The organism is Streptomyces cyanogenus (assembly GCF_017526105.1).
Taxonomy (GTDB): Bacteria; Actinomycetota; Actinomycetes; order Streptomycetales; family Streptomycetaceae; genus Streptomyces; species Streptomyces cyanogenus.
Map to the genome: position 1 here is coordinate 4,798,689 of NZ_CP071839.1, position 26,288 is coordinate 4,824,976.

Consider the following 26,288-nt stretch of genomic DNA (forward strand, 5'->3'; position numbering starts at 1 on the left):
CGCCGGCTACCGCCCGGCTGCGGCTCCGGCGGCGTCGAAGTCGAAGCGGGCCAGGTCGCCCAGCCACGCCCTGGCGTTGCCGTCGGACGGGGCGCGCCAGTCGCCGCGCGGGGAGAGGGAGCCGCCGGCCGAGACCTTCGGGCCGTTCGGCATCGCCGAGCGCTTGAACTGGGAGAACGCGAAGAAGCGGCGGCAGAAGACCTCCAGCCAGTGCCGGATCTCGGCCAGGTCGTACGCGACCCGCTTGGCCTCCGGGAAGCCGGGCGGCCAGGCGCCGGTCTCCGGGTCGTGCCAGGCGTGCCAGGCCAGGAAGGCGATCTTCGACGGGCGGAAGCCGTAGCGCAGCACCTGGAAGAGGGTGAAGTCGTGCAGCGCGTACGGGCCGATCTTCGACTCGGTGGACTGCATCTCCTCGCCCGGCACCAGCTCCGGACTGATCTCGGTGTCCAGGATCGCGGCGAGGATCTTGCCGGTCTCGTCGTCGAACTGCTCGCTGCTGATGACCCAGCGGATCAGGTGCTGGATCAGGGTCTTCGGCACCCCGGAGTTGACGTTGTAGTGGCTCATCTGGTCGCCGACGCCGTACGTCGACCAGCCGAGCGCCAGCTCCGAGAGGTCGCCGGTGCCGAGGACGATGCCGCCGCGCTGGTTGGCCAGCCGGAAGAGGTAGTCGGTGCGCAGGCCGGCCTGGACGTTCTCGAAGGTGACGTCGTACACCGGCTCGCCGGAGGCGAAGGGGTGGCCGATCTCCTGGAGCATCAGCCGCGCGGTCGGCGTGATGTCCAGCTCGGCGGCGGTGACGCCGAGCGCGCGCATCAGCTTGTGGGCGTTGTCCTTGGTGTGGTCGCTGGTGGCGAAGCCGGGCAGGGTGAAGGCGAGGATGTCGCTGCGCGGCCGGCCGGCGCGGTCCATCGCCCGGGCGGCGACGATCAGCGCGTGGGTGGAGTCGAGCCCGCCGGACACGCCGATGACGACCTTCGGTCCGCCGATCGCCGCGAGCCGCTGCTGGAGGCCGGCGACCTGGATGTTGTACGCCTCGTAGCAGTCCAGGGCGAGCCGCTCGGGGTCGGCGGGCACGAACGGGAACCGCTCGACGCGGCGGCGCAGCCCGAGGTCGGTGCGCGGCGGGTCCAGCTCGAAGGAGACGGTCCGGAAGTCCCCGGTGCGGGCGGCGTGGGCCCGGCGGTTGTCGTCGAAGGTGCCCATCCGCTGCCGCTCCTGCCGCAGCAGGTCGAGGTCGACGTCGGCGACCGCGTACTGGTCGCCGACCGGGAAGCGGTCGGACTCGGCGAGCAGCACCCCGTTCTCGTAGATCATGGTCTGCCCGTCCCAGGACAGGTCGGTGGTCGACTCGCCGAGGCCGGCCGCCGCGTAGACGTAGGCGGCGAGGCAGCGGGAGGACGCCGAGCGGCACAGCAGCTTGCGGTCCTCGGCCCGGCCGACGGTGATCGGGCTGCCGGAGAGGTTGACCAGCACGGTCGCCCCGGCGAGGGCGGCCTCGGCGCTCGGCGGCACCGGCACCCACATGTCCTCGCAGATCTCCGTGTGCAGCACCAGGCCGGGCACGTCCTGGGCGGCGAACAGCAGGTCCACGCCGAACGGCACCTCGGCGCCGGCGACCCGGATGGTGCCGCCCCGCTCGTCGTGGCCGTCGGCGATCTGCCGGCGCTCGTAGAACTCCCGGTAGTTCGGCGGGTACGACTTCGGTACGACACCGAGGATCCGGCCCCGGTGCACCACCACCGCGCAGTTGTAGATCCGGTTGCGGTGGCGCAACGGGGCGCCGACGACCAGTACCGGCAGCAGTTCGGCCGATCCGGCGACGACGGTGCCGAGGGCCGCCTCGACCTGGTCGAGGAGGGCGTCCTGGAGCAGCAGGTCCTCGATCGAGTAGCCGGTGAGGCCCAGCTCGGGGAAGACGGCGACGGCGACGCCCTCGTCCGCGCAGCCGCGGGCCTGGCGCAGCACCGCTTCGGCGTTGGCGTGCGGGTCGGCGATGACGGTGTGGCCCGTGCACGCGGCGATGCGCGCGAAGCCGTGGCTGTAGAGCGACCAGAAGTTCAACGGGGCTTCCTTCATGTCTGGAAGCCTAGATCCCGGTCGCGCGAGGGTACTCGGCCACACCTGAGTACCTTCGCTCTGGCGGGTGCCGGTGCGGGACGAGAGGCTGGTGGCATGCGCCGACGACTGCTGACATCCGCCTCCCGCGCCCTGCCGGCCCTGGTGCCGGTCCTGGTCGCCGTGGCGGCCTGGGCCGCCTGGCTGGGCTGGGACCAGCAGCCGGACGTGCACCCGGACGGCTCGACGACCGGCCCGTACGAGGCCTGGCAGGTGATCGGGCTGGTGCTGACGCTGCCGGCGCCGGTGTACTGGGCCGTGTCCCGTGGCCGCACGGTGAGCGCGGTCCTCGGCACCACGGCCGGGCTGACGGCAGCGGCCTGGTACGACTGGTCGGACGACGCCAGCGGCCTCTTCGCGATCGGCGTGGGTCTGGTCCTGACCGGCAGCCTCGCCGGGACCGCCGCCGTCTCCGGTGTGATCACCCTGGCCAGGCGGGGCCGGGGCCGCACCGCGTCCTGACCGGCGTGCCCGCGCGGGGCCGCGCCGCTCGCTCCGGTCGCCGCCCGGAGCGGTCAGACCCGGGCCGTCAGCGGTTCCCACCAGGCGCGGTGCTCGCGGTACCAGCGCACGGTCGTGGCCACCCTCCGCGAACCGCACTCGCGGGATGGACCCCGACTCCGTGCGGATCTCGGTCCAGCCGACCGTGTACCGGCGCTCGTGCCCCCTGCGGTCCTCTCGGGGAACTGGTGGTGACCGTGGTTGTTCGGAGCAGCGGGTCACCCGGACGTCCAGGCCGTGCGTGCGGTGGCAGGCGAGGGCTATCAGATCGCTGGATTGCCTGAGCAAAGCCCCGCGACGGAGGGCGACTTGAGGACCGGCCGACCGCGCCGGGTGCCCGGCGGCCGGCCTTGCGACCCGCTGATGATCAACGTTACAGTCTGGGTGAGCCCCGTATGGGCCTACGTATGGAGGTAGCGGCTACTCAGCCAGCACAGGGACCGGCACGTCCGTCTCTCGCAGTTTCGTCAACCCCTGAAGCGGGGGTTCACTGCGCCCACTCCACTGCGTAGGCATGCGGGTTTTTTTGTGTTGTCCTCCTGTGCAGCCGCCCTCCTTTCCGGATGGAATCCGAAAGGAAGCGCATGAGCAAGGAACAGGCCGAGAACAACGGGTCCGGCTTCGACGTCGACGACTTCCAGCGGCGGATCATCGCCGAGTTCCGCGCGAACAACGGCAGGATGACCGGCATGTTCGAGGGCTGGTCGCTGACCGTGCTGACCACGACCGGGGCCAGGACCGGACTGCCCCGGGAGACCCCCCTCGGCTACCTCGTCCTCGACGGCAAGGGCGTCGTCGTCGCATCAGCGAACGGATCGGACCGGCATCCCGGCTGGTACCACAACGTCCGCAGGAACCCCATCGTGACGGTCGAGACCGGCGAGGAGACCTACCGGGCCATCGCCGCCGTCCCGCAGGGCGCCGAACGCGACCGGCTCTTCGAACGGGTGGTGGCCGAGGCCCCCGGGTACGGCGACCACCAGGCCAGGACCACCCGTGAGATCCCGGTCGTCGTGCTGCACCGGATCGAGCCCCGGCCCGGCGAGGAGCGGGTGAAGGGCATGGGGGACTGGATCGTCGAGGTGCACGACTGGCTGCGCGGCGAGCTGAGGACGCTGCGCGAGCAGGCGGACCGGGTGATCGACGGCACGGCGGAGACCGTCGAGGCCACCCCGCAGGACCTCGCCCAGCAGATGCGCACCCACTGCCTCGGCTTCTGCGGCGCGCTGCGCCGGCACCACACCGGCGAGGACATGGCCGTCTTCCCCTCGCTGGCCGCGCAGTTCCCCGCGCTCGCTCCGGCACTGGCCCAGCTGAGCGAGCAGCACGAGGTGGTGGCCCGGCTCCAGGACTCCATCCAGGCGCTCGTCGAGGGCTTCGTGCCCGGCCAGTCCGACCCGGTCCGGCTGCGCGCCGAACTGGAGGAGCTGGCCGGCCGCCTGGAGTCCCACTTCGACTTCGAGGAGCAGACCGTGGTGACGGCGCTGAACGCCACGGCCGAGGCACCGCCGTTCGCCTGATCCGGCACGGCCGGCCCGAGCTGCGGCGCACCGAGCACGTCAGGTAGCCGATGGCGCCGGCCCGTACCCGCTACGAGCCGGCCGCCGACGTCACCCTGCGGACGTGCCGCCCCGGCGCCGCACGAGATACACGGCGCCGCCCGCTACGACGACCGCCACGATGCCGATGCCGACCCACGCACCGGTCGACAGCCCGCCGTCGTCGTCCCCCTTCTCCTGCGAGACGGGGGAGGCCGTGGGCGTCGTCGCCTGCGCGGACGCCGAGGGGGAGGCCGGCGCGGTCCGGCTGGGAGACGGGTGGGCCGGCTTGGCGCCCGGCGCCGCGGCCTTCAGCTTGAGGACCGGTGCGGGGTTCTCGCCGTTGTCGTCCAGCTCGATCCAGCGGTCGGTGCGGCCGTCGCCGTAGGTCTGCAGCGTCTTGAACGCCAGCTCCTCGGCGTCGGGGAGCTGCTTGACGACGATGGAGTACTCGGCGTTCTCGCCGACCTTCACCGCCGGGCCCCCGACGGTGTAGCCGTCCTTGTCAGCGGTGAACTTCCAGCCCTTGGGCCCCTCACCGTAGGTGACGTCGGCGGGTGCGATGCCCTTCGGGAGAGCCACGCGGATCTTGGTGATTCCAGCGGTGGCGGACTCCGACTCCGCATCGAATTCGATCTTCACGTTCTCGGCCAGGGCCTGCGCCTGCTCGGACTTGACCTCGACGTGGGCGGCAGCCGGGCCCGCGGTGAGCAGAACCGCCGTCGCGGCCACGGCGGCCGGTACGGCCACGCGGCGGGCGGTGCGGTGCTTGGTGATGGCACGAAGCATGGATGTCTCCAGGCGTGGGGTACTGCGGGACGGTCGAACGGCCGTCCCGGCATGGTCAGAAGGGGCGAGAGAGTCCCGCGCGGGGAGGGCCCCTTCGCACCACCACGTCCGCGAGCGCAGTTCCCTGCCAGGAGAGGCGTTCCTCCCAGGTGCGCAGCAGGGGCAACCCGGCCTCCGCCGCCCAAGCGGCCCGCAGGGTGAGCAGTTCCCAGGCCGTGCCGATGTGCCGTCGTACGACGTCGATCGCGGTCGTCAGGCCACGTGCCAGCGCCCAGCAGGCGGCGTCCGCTCGGTGCAGCAGCACGGCGACCAGGACGGCCGCGAGCGCGTGCAGGGCTGTCATCGCCAGGGACGCGTGTGCCGCTGTCATCGCGAGGGAGTCGTGCAACCGCTCGTGCCGGGCTCCGGGTGCGCCGGCAACACGATGCGTATGACCCGGCATGACCACGGGTGCCGTACCGCCGGGGCGCTGCGTCATGAGCCACAGATGCAGTCCCGCCTGCGTCGCCCCGCACGTCGTCACCACGGCGGTCAGGGAACGCGGACGCTGAGCGCCCAGGAGCCCCAGGGCGAACAGCACCGCAGCCGCGGCCCCGCTCTGCCGCCACGGCACCGGCCCGTCGGTGACGAGGTGGTGTGCGCTCACCCCCAGCACCGTCCCGACGACCGCGAACACGACGGCCCGTACGACGGGGAGCGGCGCTCGGGGCGGTGCCGTACGAAGTGCGGTCATGACCCGCCCATCATCGGGCATCACCCGAGCACGGGGGGCGGGATCCGGTGAAAGTCGAATGGGTAAAAGGCGATTCGCCCGCATTCTCCCAGCGGGGAGGCGGCGGGCCACCATGGTGACACCTGCCGGGACGTCTCACACCAGCTCGGGTTGCCGTTCGGATCGTCGTGCCGGCGCGGCCTTCGGTTCCCAGAGTGCGGTGACGCGTACGTAGCCGTGGATCACCGAGGCCATCGCCAGAACGAGAAGTGGTCCGCACACCCACGCGTGTTCGGCCATCTGCACCGGCAGATAGCGATAGGACACCAGGAGCGTGGCGAAGACCATCGTCCCGTACGTGACGAACTGGATCCCCGACCGATGCCAGCCGCGGTCGAAAGAGCGCAGAGCTGCCTCGATGGTGAGCGCGAACACCACGCCGGCGATGAGATCCGTGCCGTAGTGGTAACCGAAGCCGAGTGTTGCGGCGAGCGTGGCGGTCAGCCAGAACGTGCCCGCGTACCGCAAGATCCGTGGGCCCTGGCGGGTATGGATGAAGATCGCGGTGGCCCACGCCGTGTGCAGGCTGGGCATGCAGTTACGAGGCGTGATCCCGTCGTAGAGCATCGGGTGCGGGGCACTGAGGGGCGGTGGCGTGTGCGGCCACAGGTTGGCCACGGCCCACTCCACGCCGCCGGTGCCGGAGGCGCCCGGGCCGTAGGCGAAGACCGGCCCGACCACCGGGAAGAGCATGTAGATGCCCGGCCCGAGGAGGCCGATCACCAGGAAGGTGCGCACCAGATGATGGCGCGGGAAGCGGCCTTCGGCCCGCACGTTGCGCAGCTGGTACAGCGCGACGACGACCGCGGCCACCGCGAGCTGCGCGTAGACCAGGCCGAGGAGGTGGGTGCCGATCGGGCCGGTGGCGTTGACGATCCGGCCCGCCAGCCAGGAGGGATTGCCCAGCGCTTGGTCGGCGGTTGCCACGTACTGGTCGAGCACGGCCGGGCGGGTCTTCGATGTGATGAGCAGCCAGGTGTCACCCGTCTTGCGGCCGGCCGCCAGGAGCAGGCCCAGCCCGACGCCCTTCAGCAGCAGGACACGTTCGCGGCCGCTGCGGCGTGTGACGGCGACGACCGCGTAACCCAGCATCACCCACAAGGCGCCGTTGCCGAAGGAATGACCGTCGGTCACCTTGGCGCCGATCGCCCATCGCACCAGTACGAAGACGACGTCGATGCCGATCGCGGCACCAGCCGCGATGAACCGTTGCCGCCAGGTGAGCACCACCATCGTCAATGCCAGACCGGCGTACAGCGGCCCCGGCTTCGGGGCGAATACCGTCTCTTTCGCCTGCTCGGTCAACGGCCCCGGTATGCCGGCGCCGCGACGCGCGACGATCTCCAGCGCGATGAGGAAGCCGAGTACCCCCACACCAGCCGTGGCCCACAGTATCGCGCGTGGTCGACGCCATACGGTGGGTGCGGTTCTCCCGTTTATTCGCGAAAACATCCGCGATGCTCTATTTGTCAACTGTCTGGCCCGATTTGTTGTGTGGTTGACCAGGCCATTTTCGGGCCGGGTGGCGTGGATTCGGATGTCGGACGGAGGGGCAGTCGGCGTTGGCTCGAACATGCTAACGGGGTGGCGGTGGGAATGCTTGTGACGCTGATTTTCCCTTGATGGACGCAGTAGTAGTGTGAAGTAGCCCTGCAACTAAGCAACTTGCCCGAATTGCATCAATTCGGGCGACGATGGCCCGCGGCTACGGCGCCGCCCTCTACGTCCGCCGGCTGACCGACATGCAGGCGGCCAAGCTCAACAGCTGACCGCACGCCGCTCGTGAATGGGCCTCTGATGTATGTGCGGCAGCGGAGTGCAGGAACCGCTACGTCCCGCATGAGGTTCGGTTGGTGAGGCTGTCGGCTTCGACGGCGTTTCCGCAGCTCAGTGGGGTGTTTTCGACTGGTGTTGCGTGGCCTGGAAGGGGCTCGGGGAGCAGGTTGGCTCCCGGATGGCTCCCAGCGCGTGCGCCCGAAGGGCTCTGCACGCCTACGCGCCACCCGTTTCGACCCGAGTCCTGGCGGAGGCGCAGGACCGCATGACACTTCCTTTACCCGTCTGCCCTATGGTCGGATACCGCGACTGCGAACGGGGGTTCACCGGTGGGCGACGGCAAGGTGCCCGGCAAGGTCCTGGACATCAAGACCGCCGACATCAAGGCGGCGGCTCCGGCCTTCCATCAGGGGGCCATCGATCTGAGCAAGGCGCTGACCACGCTGATCCAGACACTGGACGGCCTGGGTGAGCCCTGGGGCCACGACGAGCAGGGCGACAAGTTCGGCGGTGCCTACAAGCCGCAGCAGAAGAAGATCGAGAGTGCGGCGGGCATCCTGGTGCTCGGTCTGACGAGCACTACGACCCCGAGACAGCTTGTTACCTCAGCCAGGACCCCCTGGGCCTGAAGCCGTCCCCCAACCCCTCGGCATACGTCCGCCATCCCGGCACCTGGTCGGACCCCCGGGTCTGTACGTTTCGATCACCGTCGAACACGGCAACGAAGTGATCACGGCCTTCCCGAGGAGCTGGAACTGATGGACAAGGTCGCCTGTGCGCACTGCGGCCAGGACTGGGTGCGCTGTTACGAGCGCAAGGACACGGGTCAGAGGTTCTTCCTCTGCCCCGAGTGCGAGTCCGTCTGGGAACTGGAGGACGACCTCCAGGAGGACACAGACATGTATCTGAGCGAGTACCTGCTGACTGGGGACTCCGCAAAGGACTGGGAGATCATCACTCCGTGCGGCTGAGAAGGCCGACGGTGTGTCGGCCCGGAGGCCGAAACCGGATCACTGTCTTCTTTCCGATAGGCAAAGAGGTAGACCCCGTGATCACTGTGCGGTTCACCGTACGATCCGGCCAAGGCGACGCCGGCGGGTTCGATCTGGGTGACATGGCCGTCACCGGGGATCTCGGCACGGCCGACTCGGCCGGCCATGTCCCCGATCAGGGCATGATGATCTACCTTTCGGTCGTCCAGTTGCTGGACAGCCTGGGTGCCTTTCTCCGGGACAACGCCCGCATGCTGAGCTTCACCGGTGCCGGCACCTCCTTCGGCCTTGCCGTGCGACGGACCAAAGACGGCCTGTCGGTCGCCGGTAAGGACGGAGTCGTCGCACGGACGACGGCGCCGGAGTTCGCCTCCACTGTGCTACGCGCGGCAGAGGACCTAGGTCCCGCCCTCCCTCCGGAAGACCCGGTCGCATCTGACTGGGAAGCCGCCCTCGCCGCATTCCGTCCCCTCGTACCGGGCCACAAGGCGTGAGGGCCGGCGCTGGGATGATGAACTCGGGTACCGGCCGGAACACTTCCTCGCAGACGGAGCACTGCGGGACGTCTGCGTCCGCGGCATCACGATTGAGACGGGCTGGCACAGGACCAGCCCGTCCGCCTTCTGATCCGTAGCTCTCTGTGGAGCGGTCGGTGAGGGTCGTACCGGTCGAGCTTCGGGGTTGTAAGGACGCTGTCGAACGGGGGCGGTTGCTGTGGTTGCTGTACTTCACTGCTGCATCGGTCCTGGCCTCAACACCGCCACCCGCTTTCAGCCGCCCGCGATGGTGGTCTGCTTCTTCTGCATCGGGTGTTCGTCGGCGTACCGCACCAGGTCGAGGAAGCGGGAGTCACCCACAGCCGCGAGCAGTTCCTCGCTGGTGACGGGGGCGGAGGCCTTGGCGTTCACGTCCGGTTCGATGGAGACGTAGACATCGCTGCGTCCGTAGCGGAAGTGGACGTCGGTGGACATGGTCTCGGACGAGTCGGTGATCACGCGGAGCGATGTGGCCTTGATGCCGCCTGGCAGCGTGGCCTGCTTACAGCTTCCGCCCTTGGCGGCAAGAGCAGCGGAGGGGCAGTGCTTCGAGTCCGGGCCGTCGCCGGAGGGCCGTACGGAGAAGATGATGGTGAACACCTTCCCGTCTGTGATCTCGCCCTGGTAGCGCGACACGTCGAGGTCGACCGGCCGGATCAGGCCGACAGCGTCCGGCAGCAGTTTGTCGAGGAGGACAGCCGCCTTTTGCTGGAACTGCGCTCGCCGTTTCCGCTCTGTGGGGGGCAGGTTGGTCATGGCCCGTTCGTCGTCGCTCGTGGGGTCGATGTGGATCGGCGTGCGGTAGGGCTCCGGCTGGACGGACTGGTGTGGCGAGGGGGTGCTGCTCGTGGCAGGACGGACCGTCCTGTCGGCGTCGCCCCCGGCGGTAAGTGTCAGGGAGCCGAAGAGCACGGCCCCGGCCACGCAGGTGATCCCGGCGGCGGTGGCGAGACGGGCACGCGTCTTGCGGCGCCGGCCCTGGGTAACGGCGGCGGGAACCAGGTCGTGTGGCGCGGGCAGTTCCGCCACTGCACTGTCCATCGCGTTCCTGACCAGCAGGGCGCTGCGGCGGTCTTCCTCGGTGATGTTGTCGTTCATGGCGGTTCCTCAGCTCCCCGTGGCGTAGACGTGGGCCTCGCCCAGTTGGGCGCGCAGCTTTGCCAGGGAGCGTGAACACTGGCTCTTGACTGTGGATTCGCTGCACTTCAAGAGCTCGGCGACGGACTCGACGCTCTGGTCCTCCCAGTACCGCAGCACGACCATGGCTCGCGCCCTGGGCGGCAGCCCAGCGAGTGCCGACATCAGCGTCACGCGCAGATCGGTGTGGTCGGGCGCGGACCGGGTGTCGGGGCGGGAGTGCGCCAGCAGGTCCCGCAGGCGCCGCCGCCGCTCGGCCAGGTAGGTGCGGGTCAGCACGGTCCTGGCGTAGGCCTCGATGTGGTCGGCGGCACTCGCCCTCCGCCAGTGCTGGAACAGCTTGGCGAGCGTGGTCTGCGTCAGGTCCCGGGCCGTGTCCGGGTCCCCGCACAGCAGGTACGCGGTCCTGTACAACCGTCTCTGGCTCGCCTGGGCGAAGGCCTCAAAGCTCTCGGGCGCCTGGGATCCCTGCGACGCTTCGGAGCCTCGGCCGTTCTCCGGCATCTGCTCTCCTCTCCAGACCCCGTCAAGGGGCCGTGTCCTGTCACCCCTCTTCAGAGCGCTGCCGCACAGTAAAGGTTGAAACCGAATTTTCGCCTGGTCCGAGGAACTGCGGGCCCTCGCCTGGGACCACGTCTTCCTGAACGGCCGGCCGGACCTCGACCCGCCGCAGCCTCTGCACATCGCCGTCCGGCGGTCGGTCCGGAGGAGCGGGGACACGAAGACCCGGAAGTCCCGGCGCACGCTCGCCCTGCCGGCGCGCTGCGTGGACGCTCTCTGGCAGCAGTTCGAGGACCAGGGGCCGGACCGGCTCGCCGCTGATGACGCCTGGGAGGAACACGGCCTCGTCTTCTCCTCGGCCGTGGGCAAGCCTCTCGATGCCGCCAACGTCCGCCGTGCCTTCCGCCAGGCGCTCAAGGGCATCGACGGGATCAACCCGGACGAGTGGACGCCGAGGGAGCTGCGGCACAGCTTCGTGTCCCTGCTCTCCGACCGGGGTGTCCCACTGGAGGAGATCTCGCGGCTCGTCGGTCATTCCGGGACCGCCGTGACCGAGGAGGTCTACCGGAAGCAGATCCGGCCCGTGATCCAGACCGGTGTCGTGATCATGGACGGGATCTTCGGTATGAGGGAGCGGAGGTCGTAGACACGCGGAAAGCGTTAGTCACGCAGACAGACACGCACGCAGAAACAGATCAGCCACCTCCCAACGTTGGGAGGTGGCTGATCTGCTATTTCGGCTGTCGGGGTGGCGGGATTTGAACCCACGACCTCTTCGTCCCGAACGAAGCGCGCTGCCAAGCTGCGCTACACCCCGGTGTCGCTGCTTGTCGCGGCGACGTCGTTTACTTTAGCCCACCGGTGGCTCTGGACGAAATCCGGTTTCAGGCGCGGTGGCGGACCGGGGTCGGGCGGGTGTGGTCGAGGGCTACCAGGAGGACGGCCAGGGCGTAGATCGCGAGGCCCAGGAGGAGGGCGTTGGCCAGGGTGCCGCGGTAGCCGTGGGCGGCCGCGTCCAGGAAGGGATAGAGGTAGCGGGACGGGCTGGTGGGTGGGAGGAAGGCAGCCCTGGTGAGGGAGAAGGTCAGGTACGCCAGGGGGTAGAGGAGCCAGGCCGCCGTCTGGCGGAGGTGCAGGCGGGCCGCGGGCGTGAGCAGGAGCCAGTCCAGCAGGGCTGCCGCCGGTACCAGCGTGTGGAGGATCTGGAGGGCCGCCCACTGGGCGTGCCAGCGTTCCGGGACCGTCGTCGCGCCGGTCATGGAGAACGGGGGCGTCGTGTGGCCCAGGAGCAGGTGGTAGACCAGCGCGGCGGTCAGGGCGTACAGGAGTGTGGCGCCTGTCACTGCCGACGGGAGCGGGCGGCGGGCCTGCCAGGCCCGTCTCGCCGACAGGAACATGACCACGGCCAGCAGGACGCCGGCCTGGACGCTGAAGTGGCTCAGGATCCGGGCCGTGGGGCCCAGCAGGCATTCCAGGGCGACGCCGGCTGCCGCCGCCACGGCGGTCAGGAGGCGGAACACCGCGGCCAGGGGGCGGCGGACCGGGGCCACCACCGCCGTGGCCGGGACCGGGGCGGGCAGCAGCAGGGGCGGACCCGGGACCGCGGGCAGCTCCGGGATCTCCCTGGGTATCGGGGCGGTCATGCCCTCACGCTAGGAGCGGGGGAGTGGTGCGGCCAGGTGGACTCGTCCAGGTGGGTTACGGCTGTCCGGCCTGACCTGGCTCGTCCGGGGGAGGTACGGCCGTCCGGGTCAGCCTGGCCGTCCCGCTCTCTCGTCCGGTTTTCTGGCTGTTCCTCCGGCTGCCGCGCCTGGCGTTCCAGCTGTCTCGCCCGGCCTCCGGCCGTCCCCTTCGCCCAGTTGCCCAGCCACCCGGCTACCCACCCGAGCCAGCCCGCCGCACGAGCAGGCCCTCCCCGGCTCCCGTGCGGCTCCCGGCGTCTCCCTTACTCCCGCCCCACCAGCGTCAGCTACTCCCGCCCCACCAACGTCAGCAACGTCGCCTCCGGTGGGCAGGCGAAGCGGACCGGGGTGTAGCGGCTGGTGCCGCAGCCTGCTGAGACGTGGAGGTAGGAGGTGTGGCCCTCCGCCGTGTGCGTGGAGAGGCCCTTCACGCGGTCCGTGTCCAGGTCGCAGTTGGTGACCAGGGCGCCGTAGAAGGGGATGCACAGCTGGCCGCCGTGGGTGTGGCCGGCCAGGACCAGGGGGTAGCCGTCCGCCGTGAACGCGTCCAGTACGCGCAGGTACGGCGCGTGGACCACGCCGAGCGAGAAGTCGTACGTACCGGACGGGCCGCCGGCCACCTGGGCGTAGCGGTCCCGCTTGATGTGCGGGTCGTCCAGGCCGGTCAGCTCGATGGAGGCGCCCTCGATCTTGAGGACCCCCCGGGTGTTCGTCAGGTTCAGCCAGCCCGCCGCGTCGAAGCCGTCCCGCAGGTCCTCCCACGGGTTGTGGACCGCGCCGACCACCGGCGGGTTGCCGTTCAGGCCGTGCCGTCCGCTCGTCTTCTCCAGCAGGTAGCGGGCCGGGTTGCGGAGCCTGGGACCGTAGTAGTCGTTGGAGCCGAAGACGTACGCACCCGGGAATTCCATCAGCGGGCCGAGCGCGTCCATGACCTCGGGGACGCCCTCGGGGTCCGACAGGTTGTCGCCCGTGTTGATCACGAAGTCGGGGCGCAGTCCGGCCAGTGACTGCAGCCAGCGCTGCTTCTTGCGCTGGCCGCTCACCATGTGGATGTCGGAGACCTGCAGCACACGCAGCGGGCGCATGCCCGGGGGCAGGACGGGGACGGTGACCCGCCGGAGTCGGAAGGAACGGGCCTCGAAGCCCGCCGCGTACACCAGGCCGGCGGCGCCGGCCGCCACGATGCCAAGGGGGATTCCGTATCGCGCGCGCATGTGCCCATCGTGTCAGACCGGTTGGGTGTGGCGAGACCGCCCGCCCGGTTAAATGCGCGGGCGTGAACGGTCGTGCACCTGCGACAATCGGGCCATGACCACCACGCTCAAGTCGAAGCTGCAGGACGACCTCAACGCTGCGATCAAGGAGCGCGACGAGCTCCGCTCCTCGACGCTCCGGCTGACGCTCACCGCGATCACCAAGGAGGAGGTCGCGGGCAAGGAGAAGCGGGAGCTGTCCGACGACGAGGTCCTCAAGGTGATCACCCGTGAGGCGAAGAAGCGCCGCGAGGCGGCCGAGGCCTTCGCGCAGGGCGGCCGGGCCGAGCAGGCCGAGCGGGAGAAGGCGGAGGGCGAGCTGCTCGCCGAGTACCTGCCCAAGCAGCTGTCCGACGAGGAGCTGAACGCGATCGTCGCCCAGGCCGTGGAGGAGGCCAAGGCGGCCGGCGCCGAGGGGCCGCGGGCCATGGGCGCCGTCATGAAGATCGTGAACCCGAAGGTGGCCGGCCAGGCCGAGGGCGGCCGGGTCGCCGCCGCGGTGAAGAAGCTCCTCCAGGGCTGAGCACCGGGTCCAGGGCTGGGCGCCGGGTCGTAGCGCCGGGTCCAGGGCTGAGCGCCAGGTCGAGGGCTGGACGCCGGGTCGAGGGCTGGGCGCCGGGTCGCAGGGTGGCCGAGTATCGGATCTACGACCGGCCCGGCCGCCCCCTCCACGACCACACCCGCACGGCCGCCTACGACCACCACGGCGAAGCCGGACCTCCACGACCACGACGGCGGGGCCGGACCTCCACGACCACGACGACGGGGCCGCACCCCAACCCAAGGGTGCGGCCCCGCCGTCGTACCGTGCGCCGGTCAGCCCGGGCCGCCCCCGTTCCCGTTTCCGTTGTTCCCGCCGTTCCCCTGGCCCTGGATGAAGTTCTCGGGGATGGAGAACGTCGGAGTCGGGAAGGTGCCGCCGAGCGCGCCGGCGGTGGTGTCACCCGTGGCTGCCGTGCCCGTCGCTCCCCCGTCCGTCGGTCCGCCGATCAGTCCGCCGATCAGTTGTCCCGCCGTGTCCCCGTTGTTGCCGTCGTCCGTCCCCCTTCGGCCTTTTCCCCGGTCATCACCCTCGTGGACGGGGTCGGGGATGTCGATCAGGTGGAATTCCTCCACCGGCTTGCCCTCGAGGGCGCCGCTCATCATGTCGCGCCAGATCGGGCCGGGGACCTCACCGCCGTAGACCTTGTCGTGCGGGACGCCGCCGATGGTGATGTTGGTCATCTTGCGCTTGTGCTGCGGGTCGCCGACCCAGACCGCGCCCGCCATGTTCGGGGTGTAGCCGACGAACCAGGCCGCGAAGCGCTCGTCCGTCGTACCCGTCTTGCCCGCGCTCGGGCGGCTGCCGAGACCGGCCTCCTGGCCCGTGCCGTCCTCGACCACGCCCTTGAGGAGCGTGCTGACCGTGTCCGCGGTGTTCTCCGACATCGCCCGCGAGCAGGTCGACTTCGGCACCTCCAGGGACTTCTGGTCGCTGCCGACCTTCTGGGTGATCGACTCGATGGCGACCGGGGTGCAGTACATCCCGCGCGCGGCGAAGGTGGCGTACGCGTTCGCCATGGTCAGCGGGGACACCTCCTGGGTGCCGAGCGCGATGGACGGCGCCTGCTGGATCTTGCGGCCGTCCGCGCGCTGCACGCCCATCTTCTTGGCCAGGTCGACGACCGGGCAGATGCCGATGTCGCTGATCAGCTGCACGTAGTAGGTGTTGACCGACTTGGCGGTCGCCTCCTTCATGGCGTACGGGCCGCGCTCCGACTCGTTCTCGTTGGTGAGCTTGGTCGGCTTGTTCGGGTCGTCGCGCCACAGCTTGCCGTTGCAGGCGGACACCGGGCTCGGGTACGGCATCTCGTACGGCGAGGAGTACTCCTGTGTCGGGGGCTTGCCGCCCTCGACGGCCGCCGCGGCCACGATCGGCTTGAACGTGGAACCGGGCTGGTACCCGGCGCCGCCGCCCATGTCCGAGTTGACGGACAGGTTGATCGTCGTCTCGTCGTTCTTGACGTTGACGCCGTACGGGCGGGACTGGCCCATCGCGAGGATCTTGCCGGTGCCGGGCTCGACGATGGTCGCGGCGGTGGCCACGGCGTCGCTCTTGTAGACGTGGTCCTTGATGGACGCCTGCGCGGACTTCTGGGCCTGCGGGTCGAGCGTGGTACGGATCGTCAGGCCGCCCTGGTCCCAGAGCCTGGCCCGCTGCTCCCTGGTCTTGCCGAAGACCGGGTCGGTGAGGACGACCTGGCGGACGTAGTCACAGAAGAAGCCGGCGCCCTTCACCGCGGTGATGCAGCCGTTCTTGGCGCGGCTGGTGTGCAGGCCGAGCGGCTTCTCCTTGGCCTGGTCGGCCTCCTTCTGGGAGATGTCGCCCAGCTCCGCCATGCGCTGCAGGACGATGTTGCGCCGCTTGGTGGCCTCCGCCTCGTCGTTCACCGGGTCGTACCGGCTCGGGGACTGGACGATGCCGGCCAGCAGCGCGGATTCCTGCAGGTTCAGGTCCTTGGCGTGCTTGGAGAAGTACCGCTGGGAGGCGGCCTCGACACCGTAGGCCTGCTCGCCGAAGAAGGTGATGTTCAGGTAGTTCTCGAGGATCTTCTTCTTGCCGAGCTTGTCCTCGATCTGGATCGCGTACTTCAGCTCGCGGATCTTGCGGCCCAGGGTCTGCTGGGTGGCCTCGGCGACCTTGGTCGGGTCGTCGCCGGCCTCCTCGATGAAGTAGTTCTTCACCAGCTGCTGGGTGAGCGTGGAGGCGCCCTGGGCGACCCCGCCCTCCCGCGCGTTCTTGTTCAGGGCGCGCAGTACGCCCTTGAGGTCGACGGCGCCGTGCTTGTAGAAGCGTGAGTCCTCGATCGCGACGATCGCCTTCTGCATGTACGGCGAGATGTCCTTGAGGTCGACCACCGTACGGTCGCGGGAGTAGACGGTCGCGATCTGTTTGCCCTGGTTGTCCAGGATCGTGGTGCGCTGGCTCAGCCGGGGGCTCTTCAGGTTGGCCGGGATCTCGTCGAAGCTCTTGACCGAGCCCTTGGCCGCGAGGCCCAGTGCGCCGGCCGCGGGCAGCGCGATGCCGGCCATCACGGCTCCGGCGAGCACACTGGCACCGAGGAACTTGGCGGCCTGCTGCATGGGCGACAGACCGCCGCCCGGGCGCTTCTTTGGCATGGGGGCAGCCTAATCCGTACTGTTGAGCGTTCCGAAGGAGCGACCGCATCACGGCACGGCAAAGCGGGGGGTCTGCGTTCCCATTCGCCGGACACGCGCCCAGGCCTTGGCCTAAGCTGCTCTCAACTGTCACAGCAGTGCGGTCATGTAGCTGTACGTCCGGCGACCCCGAATCGTTCCGGACCCAGCCGGAGATCCGCAGGGAACGTCCCGCTTCCTTCGGGGACCAGCCCGATTTCGCCGCGTGTGTCGCCCGGCGCCCCGGTGTGACGTACCAAGACTGTCCCGGTTTGCCGGGATGATCACGCATGTCGCCAGCTCACTCCCGCGGGTGATCTGCCGCTTACCCATAGTCCGTTCGGGCCATTCAAGATTGGGCCCGCAGGGGGTGTTGCGCTGTCCCCACCTTCCGTAACGTCCTCAACTGGCGGCGGTGAATATGCCGCTGCCGCCGTGGGGGAGCCTCGATTCGGGAGAGGACGGCGCCGGTATGGGCTGGGTAACCGACTGGAGTGCGCAGGCTGCCTGCCGCACTACCGATCCGGATGAACTGTTCGTTCAGGGAGCAGCGCAGAACAGGGCCAAGGCGGTGTGCACCGGATGCCCGGTACGCACCGAGTGCCTGGCGGACGCGCTGGACAATCGCGTCGAGTTCGGCGTGTGGGGAGGCATGACGGAGCGGGAGCGCCGCGCGCTGCTGCGCCGGCGGCCCACCGTCACCTCGTGGCGCAGGCTGCTGGAAACCGCCCGCTCGGAGTACGAACGGGGCGTCGGGATCGTCCCCCTCGACAGCGACGAGGTGTACGAGAACTACGCGGCGGTGAGCTGAGGCACCCCCGCGGGCATCCACCCGGGGCGTATCCCGGGCCCATGGTCCGGGCGAGCCCGCTTCCCGCAACCGACACCCGCGTGCGATGCGGAAGCCATCACCGCCCGCGTGCGCGCACGTGCGCCCGCCGTGCGGGAAGCTGCGCCCCTCGCTCACGACGCGTCCGCGACGGCCGTGCTGTACGGAGCTTCCTCCGTCGCAGGCCGTGCGCGCCCGCGACCGCCGCCGTAGCCGACTGCGGTCTACAGGTCCTCCGGGTGTCCGGCTGCCAGCCGGTCCCCGATGTCGCGCAGGCCCGCGAGGTCGTGGACGTCGCCGGGCAGCGCGGGTACTTCGACCACCGCCACCTCGGGGTGGCGGGCGGTGAAACGGTCCCGCGTGCGCTGCTCACGCGAGAGCAGCTGCATGCGGTCGGCATGCAGCCTGAGCAGACCCGCGGTGAGCCGGTCGACGGAGCGTTCCGCGTCGGCGGGGGAGCCTTCCTCGGAAGCGGTGACTGCGGTCTCGGGTGCGGGAGGTTGTGAACTGCCGTACGTGTCGGGAGAGTTACGAAGTCCAGCTTTCCCGCCCCCCTGATCGACAATGCGGCGGTCCTCAAGATTTTCCGCGGCGGCGAGCGCCCGCTCGGCCGACAGCCGGCCGGCACCGCTGCCGTGGACGCGGTTGAGCACCAGGCCCACCAGCGGCATGTCCTCCGCGGCCAGCCGCTCCACGAAGTACGCCGCCTCGCGCAGCGCGTCCCGCTCCGGCGCCGCCACCACCAGGAACGCCGTACCGGGCGCCTGGAGGAGCTTGTAGGTGGCGTCCGCGCGCGTACGGAAACCGCCGAAGGTGGTGTCCATCGCGGCCACGAACGTCTGGACGTCCTTCAGCAGCTGACCGCCCAGCAGCTTGCCCAGCGTTCCGGTCATCATCGACATGCCGACGTTGAGGAACGCCATCCCCGCGCGGCCACCGAGCTTCGCCGGAGCGGTCAGCAGGCGGATGAGCCGGCCGTCCAGGAAGGAACCGAGCCGCTTGGGCGCGTCCAGGAAGTCCAGCGCGGAGCGGGACGGCGGGGTGTCGACCACGATCAGGTCCCACTCGTCCTTCGCCCGCAGCTGGCCCAGCTTCTCCATCGCCATGTACTCCTGCGTGCCCGCGAAGCCCGCCGAGAGCGACTGGTAGAAGGGGTTCGCCAGGATCGCGGCGGCCCGGTCGGGATCCGCGTGCGCCTCCACGACCTCGTCGAAGGTGCGCTTCATGTCGAGCATCATGGCGTGCAGCTCGCCGTCGCCATCGGTGCCCTTCACCCGGCGCGGCACGTTGTCGAGGGAGTCGATGCCCATCGACTGGGCCAGCCGCTTGGCCGGGTCGATGGTCAGCACGACCACCTTGCGGCCCCGCTCGGCCGCCCTCAGGCCGAGGGCCGCCGCGGTGGTCGTCTTGCCGACGCCGCCCGCGCCGCAGCACACGACGATCCGGGTCTTCGGGTCGTCCAGCAGCGGGTCCACGTCCAGCACGCGCGCGGGGGAGAGGCGACGGCCCTGCTCGGGCCCCGCCGCCGTCTCGGATTCCTCGGCCGGATCCGGACTCATGACAACCCCTGCTTCCGCAGCTCGGTGGCGAGTTCGTACAGGCCCGCGAGGTCCATGCCCTCCGCGAGCAGCGGCAGTTCGTGCAGCGGCAGGCCCAGCTCGCCCAGGACCGCACGCTGCTCCTGCTCCAGCGTGTACCGCTCGGCGTACTCCGCGGCCTGGACCAGCAGCGGGTCCACCAGCTTCTCGGCGTTTCCGCCGCGCCGGGCCCCGCCCAGTCCGGCCGCCGAGAGCGCCTGTGCGACCGATGAACGCTCCACGGTCCGTACGAGTTCCAGGTCCGCCGCGTCCAACACCTCCGGCCGGACCATGTTCACGATGACCCGGCCCACCGGAAGCCGGGCCGCGCGGAGTTCGGCGATGCCGTCGGCGGTCTCCTGGACCGGCATCTCCTCCAGCAGCGTCACCAGGTGCACCTCCGTCTCCGACGACTTCAGCACCCGCATCACGGCCTGCGCCTGATTGTGTATAGGGCCGATCTTCGCGAGGCCCGCCACCTCGTCGTTGACGTTCAGGAAGCGGGTGATGCGGCCGGTCGGCGGGGCGTCCATGACGACGTGGTCGTAGGCGAACCGCCCGGACCTGTCCTTGCGGCGCACGGCCTCGCACGCCTTGCCGGTCAGCAGGACGTCTCTGAGCCCGGGCGCGATGGTGGTGGCGAAGTCGATCGCGCCGAGCTTCTTCAGGGCCCGGCCCGCGCCGCCGAGCTTGTAGAACATCTGGAGATAGTCCAGAAGGGCCAGTTCGGGGTCGATCGCGAGGGCGTACACCTCGCCTCCGCCCGGAGCGACCGCGATCTTCCGCTCCTCGTAGGGAAGTGCTTCCGTCTCGAAGAGTTGTGCGATGCCCTGCCGGCCCTCGACCTCCACGAGAAGCGTCCGCTTCCCCTCGGTAGCGAGGGCCAGCGCGAGTGCGGCGGCGACCGTCGTCTTTCCGGTCCCGCCCTTGCCGCTGACGACCTGGAGCCTGCTCACGTCTTCGAGACTAACCAGTCCGGCCGACACGCACGCGGGAGGCTGTGGATAACGAGGGCCGTGGTGGGCCGCCTGACCCCCGGGCCGCAGCGGCTACAGTCGCCCCCATGACCAAGAAGTGGGAATACCAGACCGTGCCGCTGCTCATCCACGCCACCAAGCAGATCCTGGACAGCTGGGGCGATCAGGGCTATGAGCTCGTGCAGGTCGTGCCGGGGCCGAACCCGGAGTCGCTCGTGGCCTACCTCAAGCGCGAGAAGCAGGAGAACCCGGCGTGAGCGCGGTCGAGACCAAGCTGGCCGAACTGGGCCTGACCCTGCCGGCCGTCGTGCCGCCGCTGGCCGCCTACCAGCCGGCCGTGCAGTCCGGCGGGTACGTCTACACCGCCGGCCAGCTGCCGATGGTGGAGGGCAAGCTGCCGGTCACCGGCAAGGTGGGCGCCGAGGTCACGCCGGAGGAGGCCAAGGAGCTGGCCCGCACCTGCGCGCTGAACGCGCTGGCCGCCGTGAAGTCCGTCGTCGGTGACCTGGACCGCATCGCGCGCGTGGTGAAGGTCGTCGGCTTCGTCGCCTCGGCGTCCGACTTCACCGGTCAGCCGGGTGTCGTCAACGGAGCCAGCGAACTGCTCGGCGAGGTCCTGGGCGAGAAGGGCGTGCACGCCCGCAGCGCGGTCGGCGTCGCGGTGCTGCCGCTGGACGCGCCGGTCGAGGTCGAGATCCAGGTGGAACTCGCTCAGTAACCCCTCTGACCTCGGGTACCTCTCGAACATTCGCCCTATACGGGATAGCCTCCGGCCATGGCGAACGGTCAGTGGTATCCCCCGGAGTGGCCCGACCGCATCCGTGCGCTCGCGGCCGGCACGCTCACCCCGGTGGCCCCCAAGCGCGCGGCCACGGTGCTGCTGCTGAAGGACACCCCGGCCGGACCGGCCGTCCACATGCTGCGCAGACGCGCCTCCATGGCCTTCGCCGGAGGCGCGTACGCGTATCCGGGTGGCGGTGTCGACCCGCGTGACGACGACCGTCAGATCCGCTGGGCGGGCCCCCCGCGCGCGTGGTGGGCCGAGCGGCTCGGCGTCGACGCGGCGGGCGCCCAGGCGATCGTCTGCGCTGCCGTACGGGAGACCTACGAGGAGGCAGGCGTCCTGCTCGCCGGCCCCGACCCGGACTCGGTCGTCGGCGACACCACCGGCGACGACTGGGAGGCCGACCGCGCCGCCCTGGTCGCGCGCGAGCTGTCCTTCGCCGAGTTCCTCGACCGGCGCGGCCTGGTGCTGCGCTCGGACCTGCTGGGTGCCTGGACCCGGTGGATCACCCCGGAGTTCGAGGCCCGCCGCTACGACACCTGGTTCTTCGTGGCCGCTCTCCCCGAGGGGCAGCGCACCCGGAACGCCTCCACGGAGGCCGACCGCACGGTGTGGATCCGCCCCGAGGAGGCCGCTGCCGGCTACGACAAGGGCGAGCTGCTGATGATGCCGCCCACCGTCGCCACCCTGCGCCAGCTGCTGCCCTACGGCAGCGCCGCCGAGGCGCTGGCCGCCGCGCCCGCGCGCGACCTGACCCCGGTGCTGGCCCGCGCCCGCCTGGAGGACGGCGAGATCGTCCTGTCCTGGCCCGGGCACGACGAGTTCACCAAGCACGTCCCGACCGCCCCGACGACCGCCGAGACCACCGGTGGAGGCCCCGCATGACCGACGCAAGCGTGCTGCCGGGCCAGCCACGGGGCGGCGTCTCCTCGGGCCCGGCCACCGAACGCGCGGTCAACGTCCTCGCGCCCAACGCCTCCGCGATGACCCTGGACGGCACCAACACCTGGATCGTCGCCGAGCCAGACTCCGACCTGGCGGTGGTGATCGACCCCGGCCCGCTGGACGACGGCCATCTGCGCAACGTCGTGGACACGGCCGAGCGGGCCGGCAAGCGCATAGCACTGACCCTGCTCACCCACGGCCACCCCGACCACGCCGAGGGTGCCGCCCGGTTCGCCGAGCTGACCGCCACGCGCGTGCGTGCCCTCGACCCGGCGCTGCGGCTCGGCGACGAGGGCCTGGCCGCCGGGGACGTGATCACCGTCGGCGGCCTGGAGCTGAGGGTCGTACCGACCCCCGGGCACACCGCGGACTCGCTGTCGTTCCATCTCCCGGCCGACCGGGCGGTGCTGACCGGCGACACGATCCTGGGGCGCGGTACGACGGTCGTGGCGCACCCTGACGGCCGGCTCGGCGACTATCTGGACTCGCTGCGGCGGCTGAGGTCGCTGACGGTGGACGACGGCGTGCACACCGTCCTGCCGGGCCACGGGCCGGTCCTGGAGGACGCGCAGGGTGCCGTCGAGTTCTACCTCGCCCACCGCGCCCACCGGCTCGCCCAGGTGGAGACCGCGGTCGAGGACGGCTACCGCACGGCGGCCCAGGTCGTCGCCCATGTGTACGCCGACGTGGACCGCTCGCTGTGGCCGGCGGCGGAGCTGTCGGTCCGCGCGCAGATGGACTACCTGAGCGAGCACGGGCTGATCTAGCGCCTCACCTCTGGACCGGGCGGATCGGGGCGCGCTGCAGGACCCCGCGGGCCCGGCGTGTTCCGAGCGGCGGCCCCTAGTCCGGCCGGGGCGCCTTGACGCCGTGCACGCGCGCGTACTCGGCGGCGAGCCAGGGGCCCAGTTCGTCGACGTACGAGCGCAGCACCTCCGGGTCGCCGACGGGCTCGTAGCCGTACTCGGCCGCCCTGCGCAGCTCGGCGGCCCGCTGGGGGTAGTAGGCGCCGAACACCTCGGCCATCTCCCGCAGGTCGCTGGTCCAGCCCTGCCAGCGGGGCATGACGAGGGTGAACCCCGTGCGGACGAGGTGGCGGGACATGAACCGGACGAGCGGCCGGCGGGCCTCCTCGGTGTCCTCCGCCCCCGCGATCCGCTCCCGCCAGTGGGGCAGCCACCGCCCGAGGTCGCCGTTGGTCTCGCGGGCCAGCAGGGAGTCGGGGCGGTAGCGGGGCAGGTGCTCGGCCAGGTCGTCACCGAGCAGCGGGGTGCACAGGCAGGCGACGAACCAGCCGAGGTCGTACCGCTCCAGGTCGCTCAGCAGCCGCTCCCGGCCGTAGAGCAGGGTGCCGACGCCGTCGATCTGCCGGAACTCCTGGTCGAGTGCCTGGCCGAGGGCGCGTGCGGCGGCCCGGTCGGCGTCGGCCGGTTCCCCGTGCAGGGCGACCAGCAGGTCCAGGTCGCTGCGCCCCACGCGCGCGGTGCCGCGCGGGACCGACCCGTAGAGGTAGGCGCTGTGCAGGCGCGTGCCGAAGACGGCCGGCAGCCGGTCGCGGACGGCGGCCACGACCGGGCGGAAGGCGGGCGGCACGCGCGCGAGGGAGCCTTCGCGGGCCAGCCGGCCCTGGGCGTCGACGCCTCTGGGGGCGGGGAGCACGGTCATGGGCCCACTCTGCCGTCCGCAGCGGGCCTGGGCAGCCGGTTTTCGGCGCGGGCGGGCCCGGCGCCGGTCAGGGCAGCCGCAGCCGGCTCCCGGGGCGCACGGCGGGCGGCGGCGTCAGCGCGAGCGCTTGGCGAGCCGCTCCACGTCCAGCAGGATCACGGCCCGCGCCTCCAGGCGGAGCCAGCCGCGCTGGGCGAAGTCCGCCAGCGCCTTGTTCACGGTCTCGCGGGAGGCGCCGACCAGCTGGGCCAGCTCCTCCTGGGTGAGGTCGTGGACGACGTGGATGCCCTCCTCGGACTGCACGCCGAAGCGGCGGGAGAGGTCCAGCAGGGCGCGTGCCACGCGGCCGGGGACGTCGGAGAAGACCAGGTCGGACATGGCGTCGTTGGTCTTGCGCAGGCGGCGGGCGACGGCGCGCAGCAGGGCGCCGGCCACCTCGGGACGGGCGTTCAGCCAGGGCTGGAGGTCACCGTGGCCGAGACCGAGCAGCTTGACCTCGGTCAGCGCGGTCGCGGTGGCCGTACGGGGGCCCGGGTCGAACAGCGACAGCTCACCGATCAGCTCGCCGGGGCCGACGACGGCGAGCATGTTCTCGCGGCCGTCGGGGGAGGTGCGGTGCAGCTTGACCTTGCCCTCGGTGACGACGTACAGCCGGTCTCCGGGGTCTCCCTCGTGGAACAGGGAGTCGCCGCGTGCGAGGGTCACCTCACTCATGGAGGCGCGAAGCTCCGCGGCCTGCTCGTCGTCGAGAGCCGCGAAGAGCGGGTTGCGCCGCAGAACGTCGTCCACGAGTTCTCTCCTTGTCGACCTGCTCAGGGGATCTTGCTCCCCGCGTGCCAGGGGACCGTGTTCCCCATTTTGCCGGACGGTCCAAACAGTGTGATCTGTCACAAGGATGCCGCACAGGTGTCCCGGGGTAAGCGTCAGGGGTCCGATCGGGGGCCGCTACGCGGGGTCCGGGGCGGATGTCGGCGCCGGGCTTTAGGCTGGCCGGGTGTCCAAATCGCCGGTGAGAGCACGGGACAAGGGGGCTGGGCGGGTGGTTGCACGTCGCGATTCCGCTGTGGGCGAACAGAGCCCCGGGGGAAGTAATAAAAAAGGCAAATCAGCCAAAAAGGCACCTGTCGTCGTGAAGAAGGCCGCGGCCGTCGAGAAGTCCGCCGGGAAGGCCGCGCCCGTCAAGAAGATCGCCGTCAGGCCGCCGGCCGGCGAGTCCCCCACCGCGCTGGTCCGCCGCGCCCGCCGCGTCAACCGCGAGCTGGCCGAGGTCTACCCGTACGCCCACCCCGAACTGGACTTCGAGAACCCCTTCCAGCTCCTGGTCGCCACCGTGCTGTCGGCCCAGACCACCGACCTGCGCGTCAACCAGACCACCCCGGCGCTCTTCGCCAGGTACCCCACTCCCGAGGACCTCGCCGCCGCCAACCCGGAGGAGGTCGAGGAGATCCTGCGCCCCTGCGGCTTCTTCCGGGCCAAGACCAGGTCGGTCATAGGCCTCTCCAAGGCACTCGTCGAGAACTTCGGCGGCGAGGTGCCCGGAAAGCTGGAGGCGCTGGTCACGCTGCCCGGCGTCGGCCGCAAGACCGCCTTCGTCGTCCTCGGCAACGCCTTCGGCCGGCCCGGGATCACCGTGGACACCCACTTCCAGCGGCTGGTCCGGCGCTGGCAGTGGACCGACGAGACCGACCCCGACAAGATCGAGGCCGCCGTCGGCGCGCTCTTCCCGAAGAGCGACTGGACCGACCTGTCGCACCACGTGATCTGGCACGGCCGCCGCATCTGCCACGCCCGCAAACCCGCCTGCGGCGCCTGCCCCATCGCCCCGCTCTGCCCGGCCTACGGCGAGGGCGAGACCGACCCGGAGAAGGCCAGGAAGCTCCTGAAGTACGAGAAGGGCGGCTTCCCCGGACAGCGGCTCAAGCCCCCGCAGGCCTACCTCGACGCGGGCGGCAAACCGGCGCCGCCGCTGGGCGCCGCGTGACGGAACGATCTCGAGGACCTCGGGCGTTGGACAGGGCAGAGCGACGGGGGTGGCGATGACGAGGGCAAGCGACACACAGGGCGGTCCGGTGACGTTCAGCAGAGAAGGGCTGCCGGACTGGCTGGAGCCCGTCGTGCGCGCCGCCGAGACGGTCCAGCCGCTGCAGCTGAGCCGCTTCCTGCCGCCGGAGAACGGCTCGGGACGGCAGTCGGCCGTGCTGATCCTGTTCGGCGAGGGCGAGCGCGGCCCGGAGCTGCTGCTCATGGAGCGCGCGGGCTCGCTGCGCTCGCACGCCGGCCAGCCGTCCTTCCCGGGCGGCGCGCTGGACCCGGAGGACGGCGATCCGCAGGGCGAGGGGCCGCTGCGGGCCGCGTTGCGCGAGGCGGAGGAGGAGACCGGGCTCGACCCGTCCGGCGTGCAGCTCTTCGGCGTGCTGCCCAGGCTGTACATCCCGGTCAGCGGCTTCGTCGTCACGCCCGTGCTCGGCTGGTGGCGCAAGCCCAGCCCGGTCGGCGTCGTCGACCCGAACGAGACGGCGCGGGTCTTCACCGTGCCCGTGGCGGATCTCACGGATCCCGCCAACCGCGCCACCGCCGTCCACCCCAGAGGCCACAGCGGCCCGGCATTCCTGGTCGAATCGGCCCTGGTGTGGGGCTTCACGGCCGGAGTGATCGACCGCCTGTTGCACTACGCGGGCTGGGAGCGGCCCTGGGACCGCGGGAAGCAGGTCCCGCTCGACTGGCACGCATGACAGGGTG

At 70.7% G+C, this 26,288-nt stretch carries 26 protein-coding genes, 1 tRNA gene and 2 pseudogenes; 14 read left to right on the forward strand and 15 right to left on the reverse strand.

Annotated elements, in window-relative coordinates; all coding sequences use genetic code 11:
- Window positions 1–6: 6 nt before the first annotated feature.
- A complete protein-coding gene (locus tag S1361_RS21560; protein ID WP_208033444.1) occupies window positions 7–2,079 on the reverse strand; it encodes an NAD(+) synthase in 2,073 nt (690 codons plus the stop codon).
- A 96-nt stretch (window positions 2,080–2,175) separates the two neighbouring features.
- Here S1361_RS21560 and S1361_RS21565 point away from each other — a divergent pair, with 96 nt between their 5' ends.
- Complete coding sequence (locus S1361_RS21565) at window positions 2,176–2,580, forward strand: hypothetical protein (protein ID WP_208033445.1); 405 nt, start codon at window positions 2,176–2,178, stop codon at window positions 2,578–2,580.
- Between the two features lie 53 nt (window positions 2,581–2,633).
- Here S1361_RS21565 and S1361_RS39320 read toward each other — a convergent pair.
- Window positions 2,634–2,901: pseudogene (locus S1361_RS39320) on the reverse strand (hypothetical protein); the annotation flags it as partial.
- Window positions 2,902–3,203: 302 nt separating this feature from the next.
- Between S1361_RS39320 and S1361_RS21570 the strand changes: the two are divergent.
- On the forward strand, window positions 3,204–4,139 hold the full coding sequence (locus S1361_RS21570; protein ID WP_208033446.1) for a nitroreductase/quinone reductase family protein: 936 nt from the start codon (window positions 3,204–3,206) through the stop codon (window positions 4,137–4,139).
- A gap of 90 nt (window positions 4,140–4,229) precedes the next feature.
- Here the strand turns inward: S1361_RS21570 and S1361_RS21575 are convergent, their stop codons facing one another.
- From S1361_RS21575 to S1361_RS21585, 3 genes are all read right to left on the reverse strand, one after another.
- Window positions 4,230–4,946 (reverse strand): DUF1775 domain-containing protein, encoded by a 717-nt coding sequence (locus S1361_RS21575; RefSeq protein WP_208033447.1) that lies wholly within the window; start codon window positions 4,944–4,946, stop codon window positions 4,230–4,232.
- A 55-nt stretch (window positions 4,947–5,001) separates the two neighbouring features.
- The gene (locus S1361_RS21580; protein ID WP_208033448.1) at window positions 5,002–5,679 is read right to left on the reverse strand and encodes a hypothetical protein; all 678 of its coding nucleotides are present in this window, start codon (window positions 5,677–5,679) and stop codon (window positions 5,002–5,004) included.
- Window positions 5,680–5,814: 135 nt separating this feature from the next.
- A complete protein-coding gene (locus tag S1361_RS21585; RefSeq protein WP_208036709.1) occupies window positions 5,815–7,170 on the reverse strand; it encodes a phosphatase PAP2 family protein in 1,356 nt (451 codons plus the stop codon).
- Between the two features lie 653 nt (window positions 7,171–7,823).
- Here S1361_RS21585 and S1361_RS21590 point away from each other — a divergent pair.
- From S1361_RS21590 to S1361_RS21600, 3 genes are all read left to right on the forward strand, one after another.
- The gene (locus S1361_RS21590) at window positions 7,824–8,123 is read left to right on the forward strand and encodes a hypothetical protein (protein ID WP_243769252.1); all 300 of its coding nucleotides are present in this window, start codon (window positions 7,824–7,826) and stop codon (window positions 8,121–8,123) included.
- A 129-nt stretch (window positions 8,124–8,252) separates the two neighbouring features.
- Window positions 8,253–8,465 carry a hypothetical protein gene (locus S1361_RS21595; RefSeq protein WP_208033449.1) on the forward strand — a complete coding sequence of 71 codons (213 nt, stop codon included), beginning with the start codon at window positions 8,253–8,255 and terminating at the stop codon, window positions 8,463–8,465.
- A 77-nt stretch (window positions 8,466–8,542) separates the two neighbouring features.
- A complete protein-coding gene (locus S1361_RS21600) occupies window positions 8,543–8,980 on the forward strand; it encodes a hypothetical protein (protein ID WP_208033450.1) in 438 nt (145 codons plus the stop codon).
- 276 nt (window positions 8,981–9,256) lie between these two features.
- On the opposite strand, the gene S1361_RS21605 is transcribed toward S1361_RS21600, so the two are convergent.
- Together S1361_RS21605 and S1361_RS21610 are read right to left on the reverse strand one after the other, a co-directional pair.
- Window positions 9,257–10,120 carry a hypothetical protein gene (locus S1361_RS21605; RefSeq protein ID WP_208033451.1) on the reverse strand — a complete coding sequence of 288 codons (864 nt, stop codon included), beginning with the start codon at window positions 10,118–10,120 and terminating at the stop codon, window positions 9,257–9,259.
- 9 nt (window positions 10,121–10,129) lie between these two features.
- Window positions 10,130–10,663, reverse strand: a complete 534-nt coding sequence (locus tag S1361_RS21610) for a SigE family RNA polymerase sigma factor (protein WP_208033452.1) — start codon at window positions 10,661–10,663, stop codon at window positions 10,130–10,132.
- A 91-nt stretch (window positions 10,664–10,754) separates the two neighbouring features.
- Between S1361_RS21610 and S1361_RS21615 the strand changes: the two are divergent.
- Window positions 10,755–11,306: pseudogene (locus tag S1361_RS21615) on the forward strand (tyrosine-type recombinase/integrase); the annotation flags it as partial.
- A 97-nt stretch (window positions 11,307–11,403) separates the two neighbouring features.
- Here S1361_RS21615 and S1361_RS21620 read toward each other — a convergent pair.
- The 3 genes from S1361_RS21620 to S1361_RS21630 form a co-directional block, all read right to left on the reverse strand.
- Window positions 11,404–11,477, reverse strand: a tRNA-Pro gene (locus S1361_RS21620).
- Between the two features lie 67 nt (window positions 11,478–11,544).
- Window positions 11,545–12,303 carry a Pr6Pr family membrane protein gene (locus S1361_RS21625; RefSeq protein WP_208033453.1) on the reverse strand — a complete coding sequence of 253 codons (759 nt, stop codon included), beginning with the start codon at window positions 12,301–12,303 and terminating at the stop codon, window positions 11,545–11,547.
- A gap of 326 nt (window positions 12,304–12,629) precedes the next feature.
- On the reverse strand, window positions 12,630–13,556 hold the full coding sequence (locus S1361_RS21630; RefSeq protein ID WP_208033454.1) for a metallophosphoesterase: 927 nt from the start codon (window positions 13,554–13,556) through the stop codon (window positions 12,630–12,632).
- A gap of 94 nt (window positions 13,557–13,650) precedes the next feature.
- Here S1361_RS21630 and S1361_RS21635 point away from each other — a divergent pair, with 94 nt between their 5' ends.
- Window positions 13,651–14,118: a GatB/YqeY domain-containing protein gene (locus S1361_RS21635; protein ID WP_208033455.1), complete on the forward strand. Its 468-nt coding sequence runs from the start codon at window positions 13,651–13,653 to the stop codon at window positions 14,116–14,118.
- A gap of 293 nt (window positions 14,119–14,411) precedes the next feature.
- Here S1361_RS21635 and S1361_RS21640 read toward each other — a convergent pair whose 3' ends face one another.
- Window positions 14,412–16,754, reverse strand: coding sequence for a transglycosylase domain-containing protein (locus tag S1361_RS21640; protein ID WP_208033456.1), 2,343 nt, complete (start codon window positions 16,752–16,754; stop codon window positions 14,412–14,414).
- 490 nt (window positions 16,755–17,244) lie between these two features.
- Here S1361_RS21640 and wblA point away from each other — a divergent pair, with 490 nt between their 5' ends.
- On the forward strand, window positions 17,245–17,583 hold the full coding sequence (gene wblA / locus S1361_RS21645) for a transcriptional regulator WblA (RefSeq protein ID WP_201841212.1): 339 nt from the start codon (window positions 17,245–17,247) through the stop codon (window positions 17,581–17,583).
- Between the two features lie 242 nt (window positions 17,584–17,825).
- Here the strand turns inward: wblA and bagB are convergent, their stop codons facing one another.
- Both bagB and bagA read right to left on the reverse strand, forming a co-directional pair.
- Window positions 17,826–19,160: an ATPase BagB gene (gene bagB, locus S1361_RS21650; RefSeq protein WP_208033457.1), complete on the reverse strand. Its 1,335-nt coding sequence runs from the start codon at window positions 19,158–19,160 to the stop codon at window positions 17,826–17,828.
- Entirely contained in the window at window positions 19,157–20,134 is a 978-nt protein-coding gene (gene bagA, locus S1361_RS21655) for an ATPase BagA (RefSeq protein WP_208033458.1), read from the reverse strand. Before bagA ends, bagB begins: the two co-directional genes overlap by 4 nt.
- A gap of 107 nt (window positions 20,135–20,241) precedes the next feature.
- On the opposite strand from bagA, the gene sp36 reads away from it, so the two are divergent.
- The 4 genes from sp36 to S1361_RS21675 are packed head-to-tail and all read left to right on the forward strand — an operon-like array spanning window position 20,242 to window position 22,651.
- The gene (gene sp36 / locus S1361_RS21660) at window positions 20,242–20,412 is read left to right on the forward strand and encodes a Sp36 family protein (protein WP_189982103.1); all 171 of its coding nucleotides are present in this window, start codon (window positions 20,242–20,244) and stop codon (window positions 20,410–20,412) included.
- A complete protein-coding gene (locus S1361_RS21665) occupies window positions 20,409–20,873 on the forward strand; it encodes a RidA family protein (RefSeq protein ID WP_208033459.1) in 465 nt (154 codons plus the stop codon). The genes sp36 and S1361_RS21665 overlap by 4 nt, the downstream gene beginning before the upstream one ends.
- A gap of 57 nt (window positions 20,874–20,930) precedes the next feature.
- Window positions 20,931–21,824 carry an NUDIX hydrolase gene (locus S1361_RS21670; RefSeq protein ID WP_208033460.1) on the forward strand — a complete coding sequence of 298 codons (894 nt, stop codon included), beginning with the start codon at window positions 20,931–20,933 and terminating at the stop codon, window positions 21,822–21,824.
- Complete coding sequence (locus S1361_RS21675; RefSeq protein ID WP_208033461.1) at window positions 21,821–22,651, forward strand: MBL fold metallo-hydrolase; 831 nt, start codon at window positions 21,821–21,823, stop codon at window positions 22,649–22,651. Before S1361_RS21670 ends, S1361_RS21675 begins: the two co-directional genes overlap by 4 nt.
- A 76-nt stretch (window positions 22,652–22,727) precedes the next feature.
- On the opposite strand, the gene S1361_RS21680 is transcribed toward S1361_RS21675, so the two are convergent.
- Entirely contained in the window at window positions 22,728–23,549 is an 822-nt protein-coding gene (locus S1361_RS21680) for a nucleotidyltransferase domain-containing protein (RefSeq protein ID WP_208033462.1), read from the reverse strand.
- 114 nt (window positions 23,550–23,663) lie between these two features.
- Window positions 23,664–24,338 carry a Crp/Fnr family transcriptional regulator gene (locus tag S1361_RS21685; protein WP_014674022.1) on the reverse strand — a complete coding sequence of 225 codons (675 nt, stop codon included), beginning with the start codon at window positions 24,336–24,338 and terminating at the stop codon, window positions 23,664–23,666.
- Window positions 24,339–24,612: 274 nt separating this feature from the next.
- Here S1361_RS21685 and nth point away from each other — a divergent pair, with 274 nt between their 5' ends.
- Both nth and S1361_RS21695 read left to right on the forward strand, forming a co-directional pair.
- On the forward strand, window positions 24,613–25,530 hold the full coding sequence (gene nth / locus S1361_RS21690) for an endonuclease III (RefSeq protein ID WP_208033463.1): 918 nt from the start codon (window positions 24,613–24,615) through the stop codon (window positions 25,528–25,530).
- Between the two features lie 55 nt (window positions 25,531–25,585).
- Complete coding sequence (locus S1361_RS21695) at window positions 25,586–26,281, forward strand: NUDIX hydrolase (protein ID WP_208033464.1); 696 nt, start codon at window positions 25,586–25,588, stop codon at window positions 26,279–26,281.
- Window positions 26,282–26,288: the final 7 nt, after the last annotated feature.

Coding starts and splice junctions, on each gene's coding strand:
- S1361_RS21630 (WP_208033454.1), bottom strand. CDS start 13,556: ATGCGCGCGCGATACGGAATCCCCCTTGGCATCGTGGCGGCCGGCGCC.
- S1361_RS21675 (WP_208033461.1), top strand. CDS start 21,821: ATGACCGACGCAAGCGTGCTGCCGGGCCAGCCACGGGGCGGCGTCTCC.
- S1361_RS21580 (WP_208033448.1), bottom strand. CDS start 5,679: ATGACCGCACTTCGTACGGCACCGCCCCGAGCGCCGCTCCCCGTCGTA.
- wblA (WP_201841212.1), top strand. CDS start 17,245: ATGGGCTGGGTAACCGACTGGAGTGCGCAGGCTGCCTGCCGCACTACC.
- S1361_RS21575 (WP_208033447.1), bottom strand. CDS start 4,946: ATGCTTCGTGCCATCACCAAGCACCGCACCGCCCGCCGCGTGGCCGTA.
- S1361_RS21640 (WP_208033456.1), bottom strand. CDS start 16,754: ATGCCAAAGAAGCGCCCGGGCGGCGGTCTGTCGCCCATGCAGCAGGCC.
- bagB (WP_208033457.1), bottom strand. CDS start 19,160: ATGAGTCCGGATCCGGCCGAGGAATCCGAGACGGCGGCGGGGCCCGAG.
- S1361_RS21595 (WP_208033449.1), top strand. CDS start 8,253: ATGGACAAGGTCGCCTGTGCGCACTGCGGCCAGGACTGGGTGCGCTGT.
- S1361_RS21610 (WP_208033452.1), bottom strand. CDS start 10,663: ATGCCGGAGAACGGCCGAGGCTCCGAAGCGTCGCAGGGATCCCAGGCG.
- S1361_RS21625 (WP_208033453.1), bottom strand. CDS start 12,303: ATGACCGCCCCGATACCCAGGGAGATCCCGGAGCTGCCCGCGGTCCCG.
- S1361_RS21670 (WP_208033460.1), top strand. CDS start 20,931: ATGGCGAACGGTCAGTGGTATCCCCCGGAGTGGCCCGACCGCATCCGT.
- S1361_RS21680 (WP_208033462.1), bottom strand. CDS start 23,549: ATGACCGTGCTCCCCGCCCCCAGAGGCGTCGACGCCCAGGGCCGGCTG.
- S1361_RS21560 (WP_208033444.1), bottom strand. CDS start 2,079: ATGAAGGAAGCCCCGTTGAACTTCTGGTCGCTCTACAGCCACGGCTTC.
- S1361_RS21635 (WP_208033455.1), top strand. CDS start 13,651: ATGACCACCACGCTCAAGTCGAAGCTGCAGGACGACCTCAACGCTGCG.
- S1361_RS21695 (WP_208033464.1), top strand. CDS start 25,586: ATGACGAGGGCAAGCGACACACAGGGCGGTCCGGTGACGTTCAGCAGA.
- S1361_RS21565 (WP_208033445.1), top strand. CDS start 2,176: ATGCGCCGACGACTGCTGACATCCGCCTCCCGCGCCCTGCCGGCCCTG.
- S1361_RS21605 (WP_208033451.1), bottom strand. CDS start 10,120: ATGAACGACAACATCACCGAGGAAGACCGCCGCAGCGCCCTGCTGGTC.
- S1361_RS21570 (WP_208033446.1), top strand. CDS start 3,204: ATGAGCAAGGAACAGGCCGAGAACAACGGGTCCGGCTTCGACGTCGAC.
- S1361_RS21585 (WP_208036709.1), bottom strand. CDS start 7,170: ATGTTTTCGCGAATAAACGGGAGAACCGCACCCACCGTATGGCGTCGA.
- sp36 (WP_189982103.1), top strand. CDS start 20,242: ATGACCAAGAAGTGGGAATACCAGACCGTGCCGCTGCTCATCCACGCC.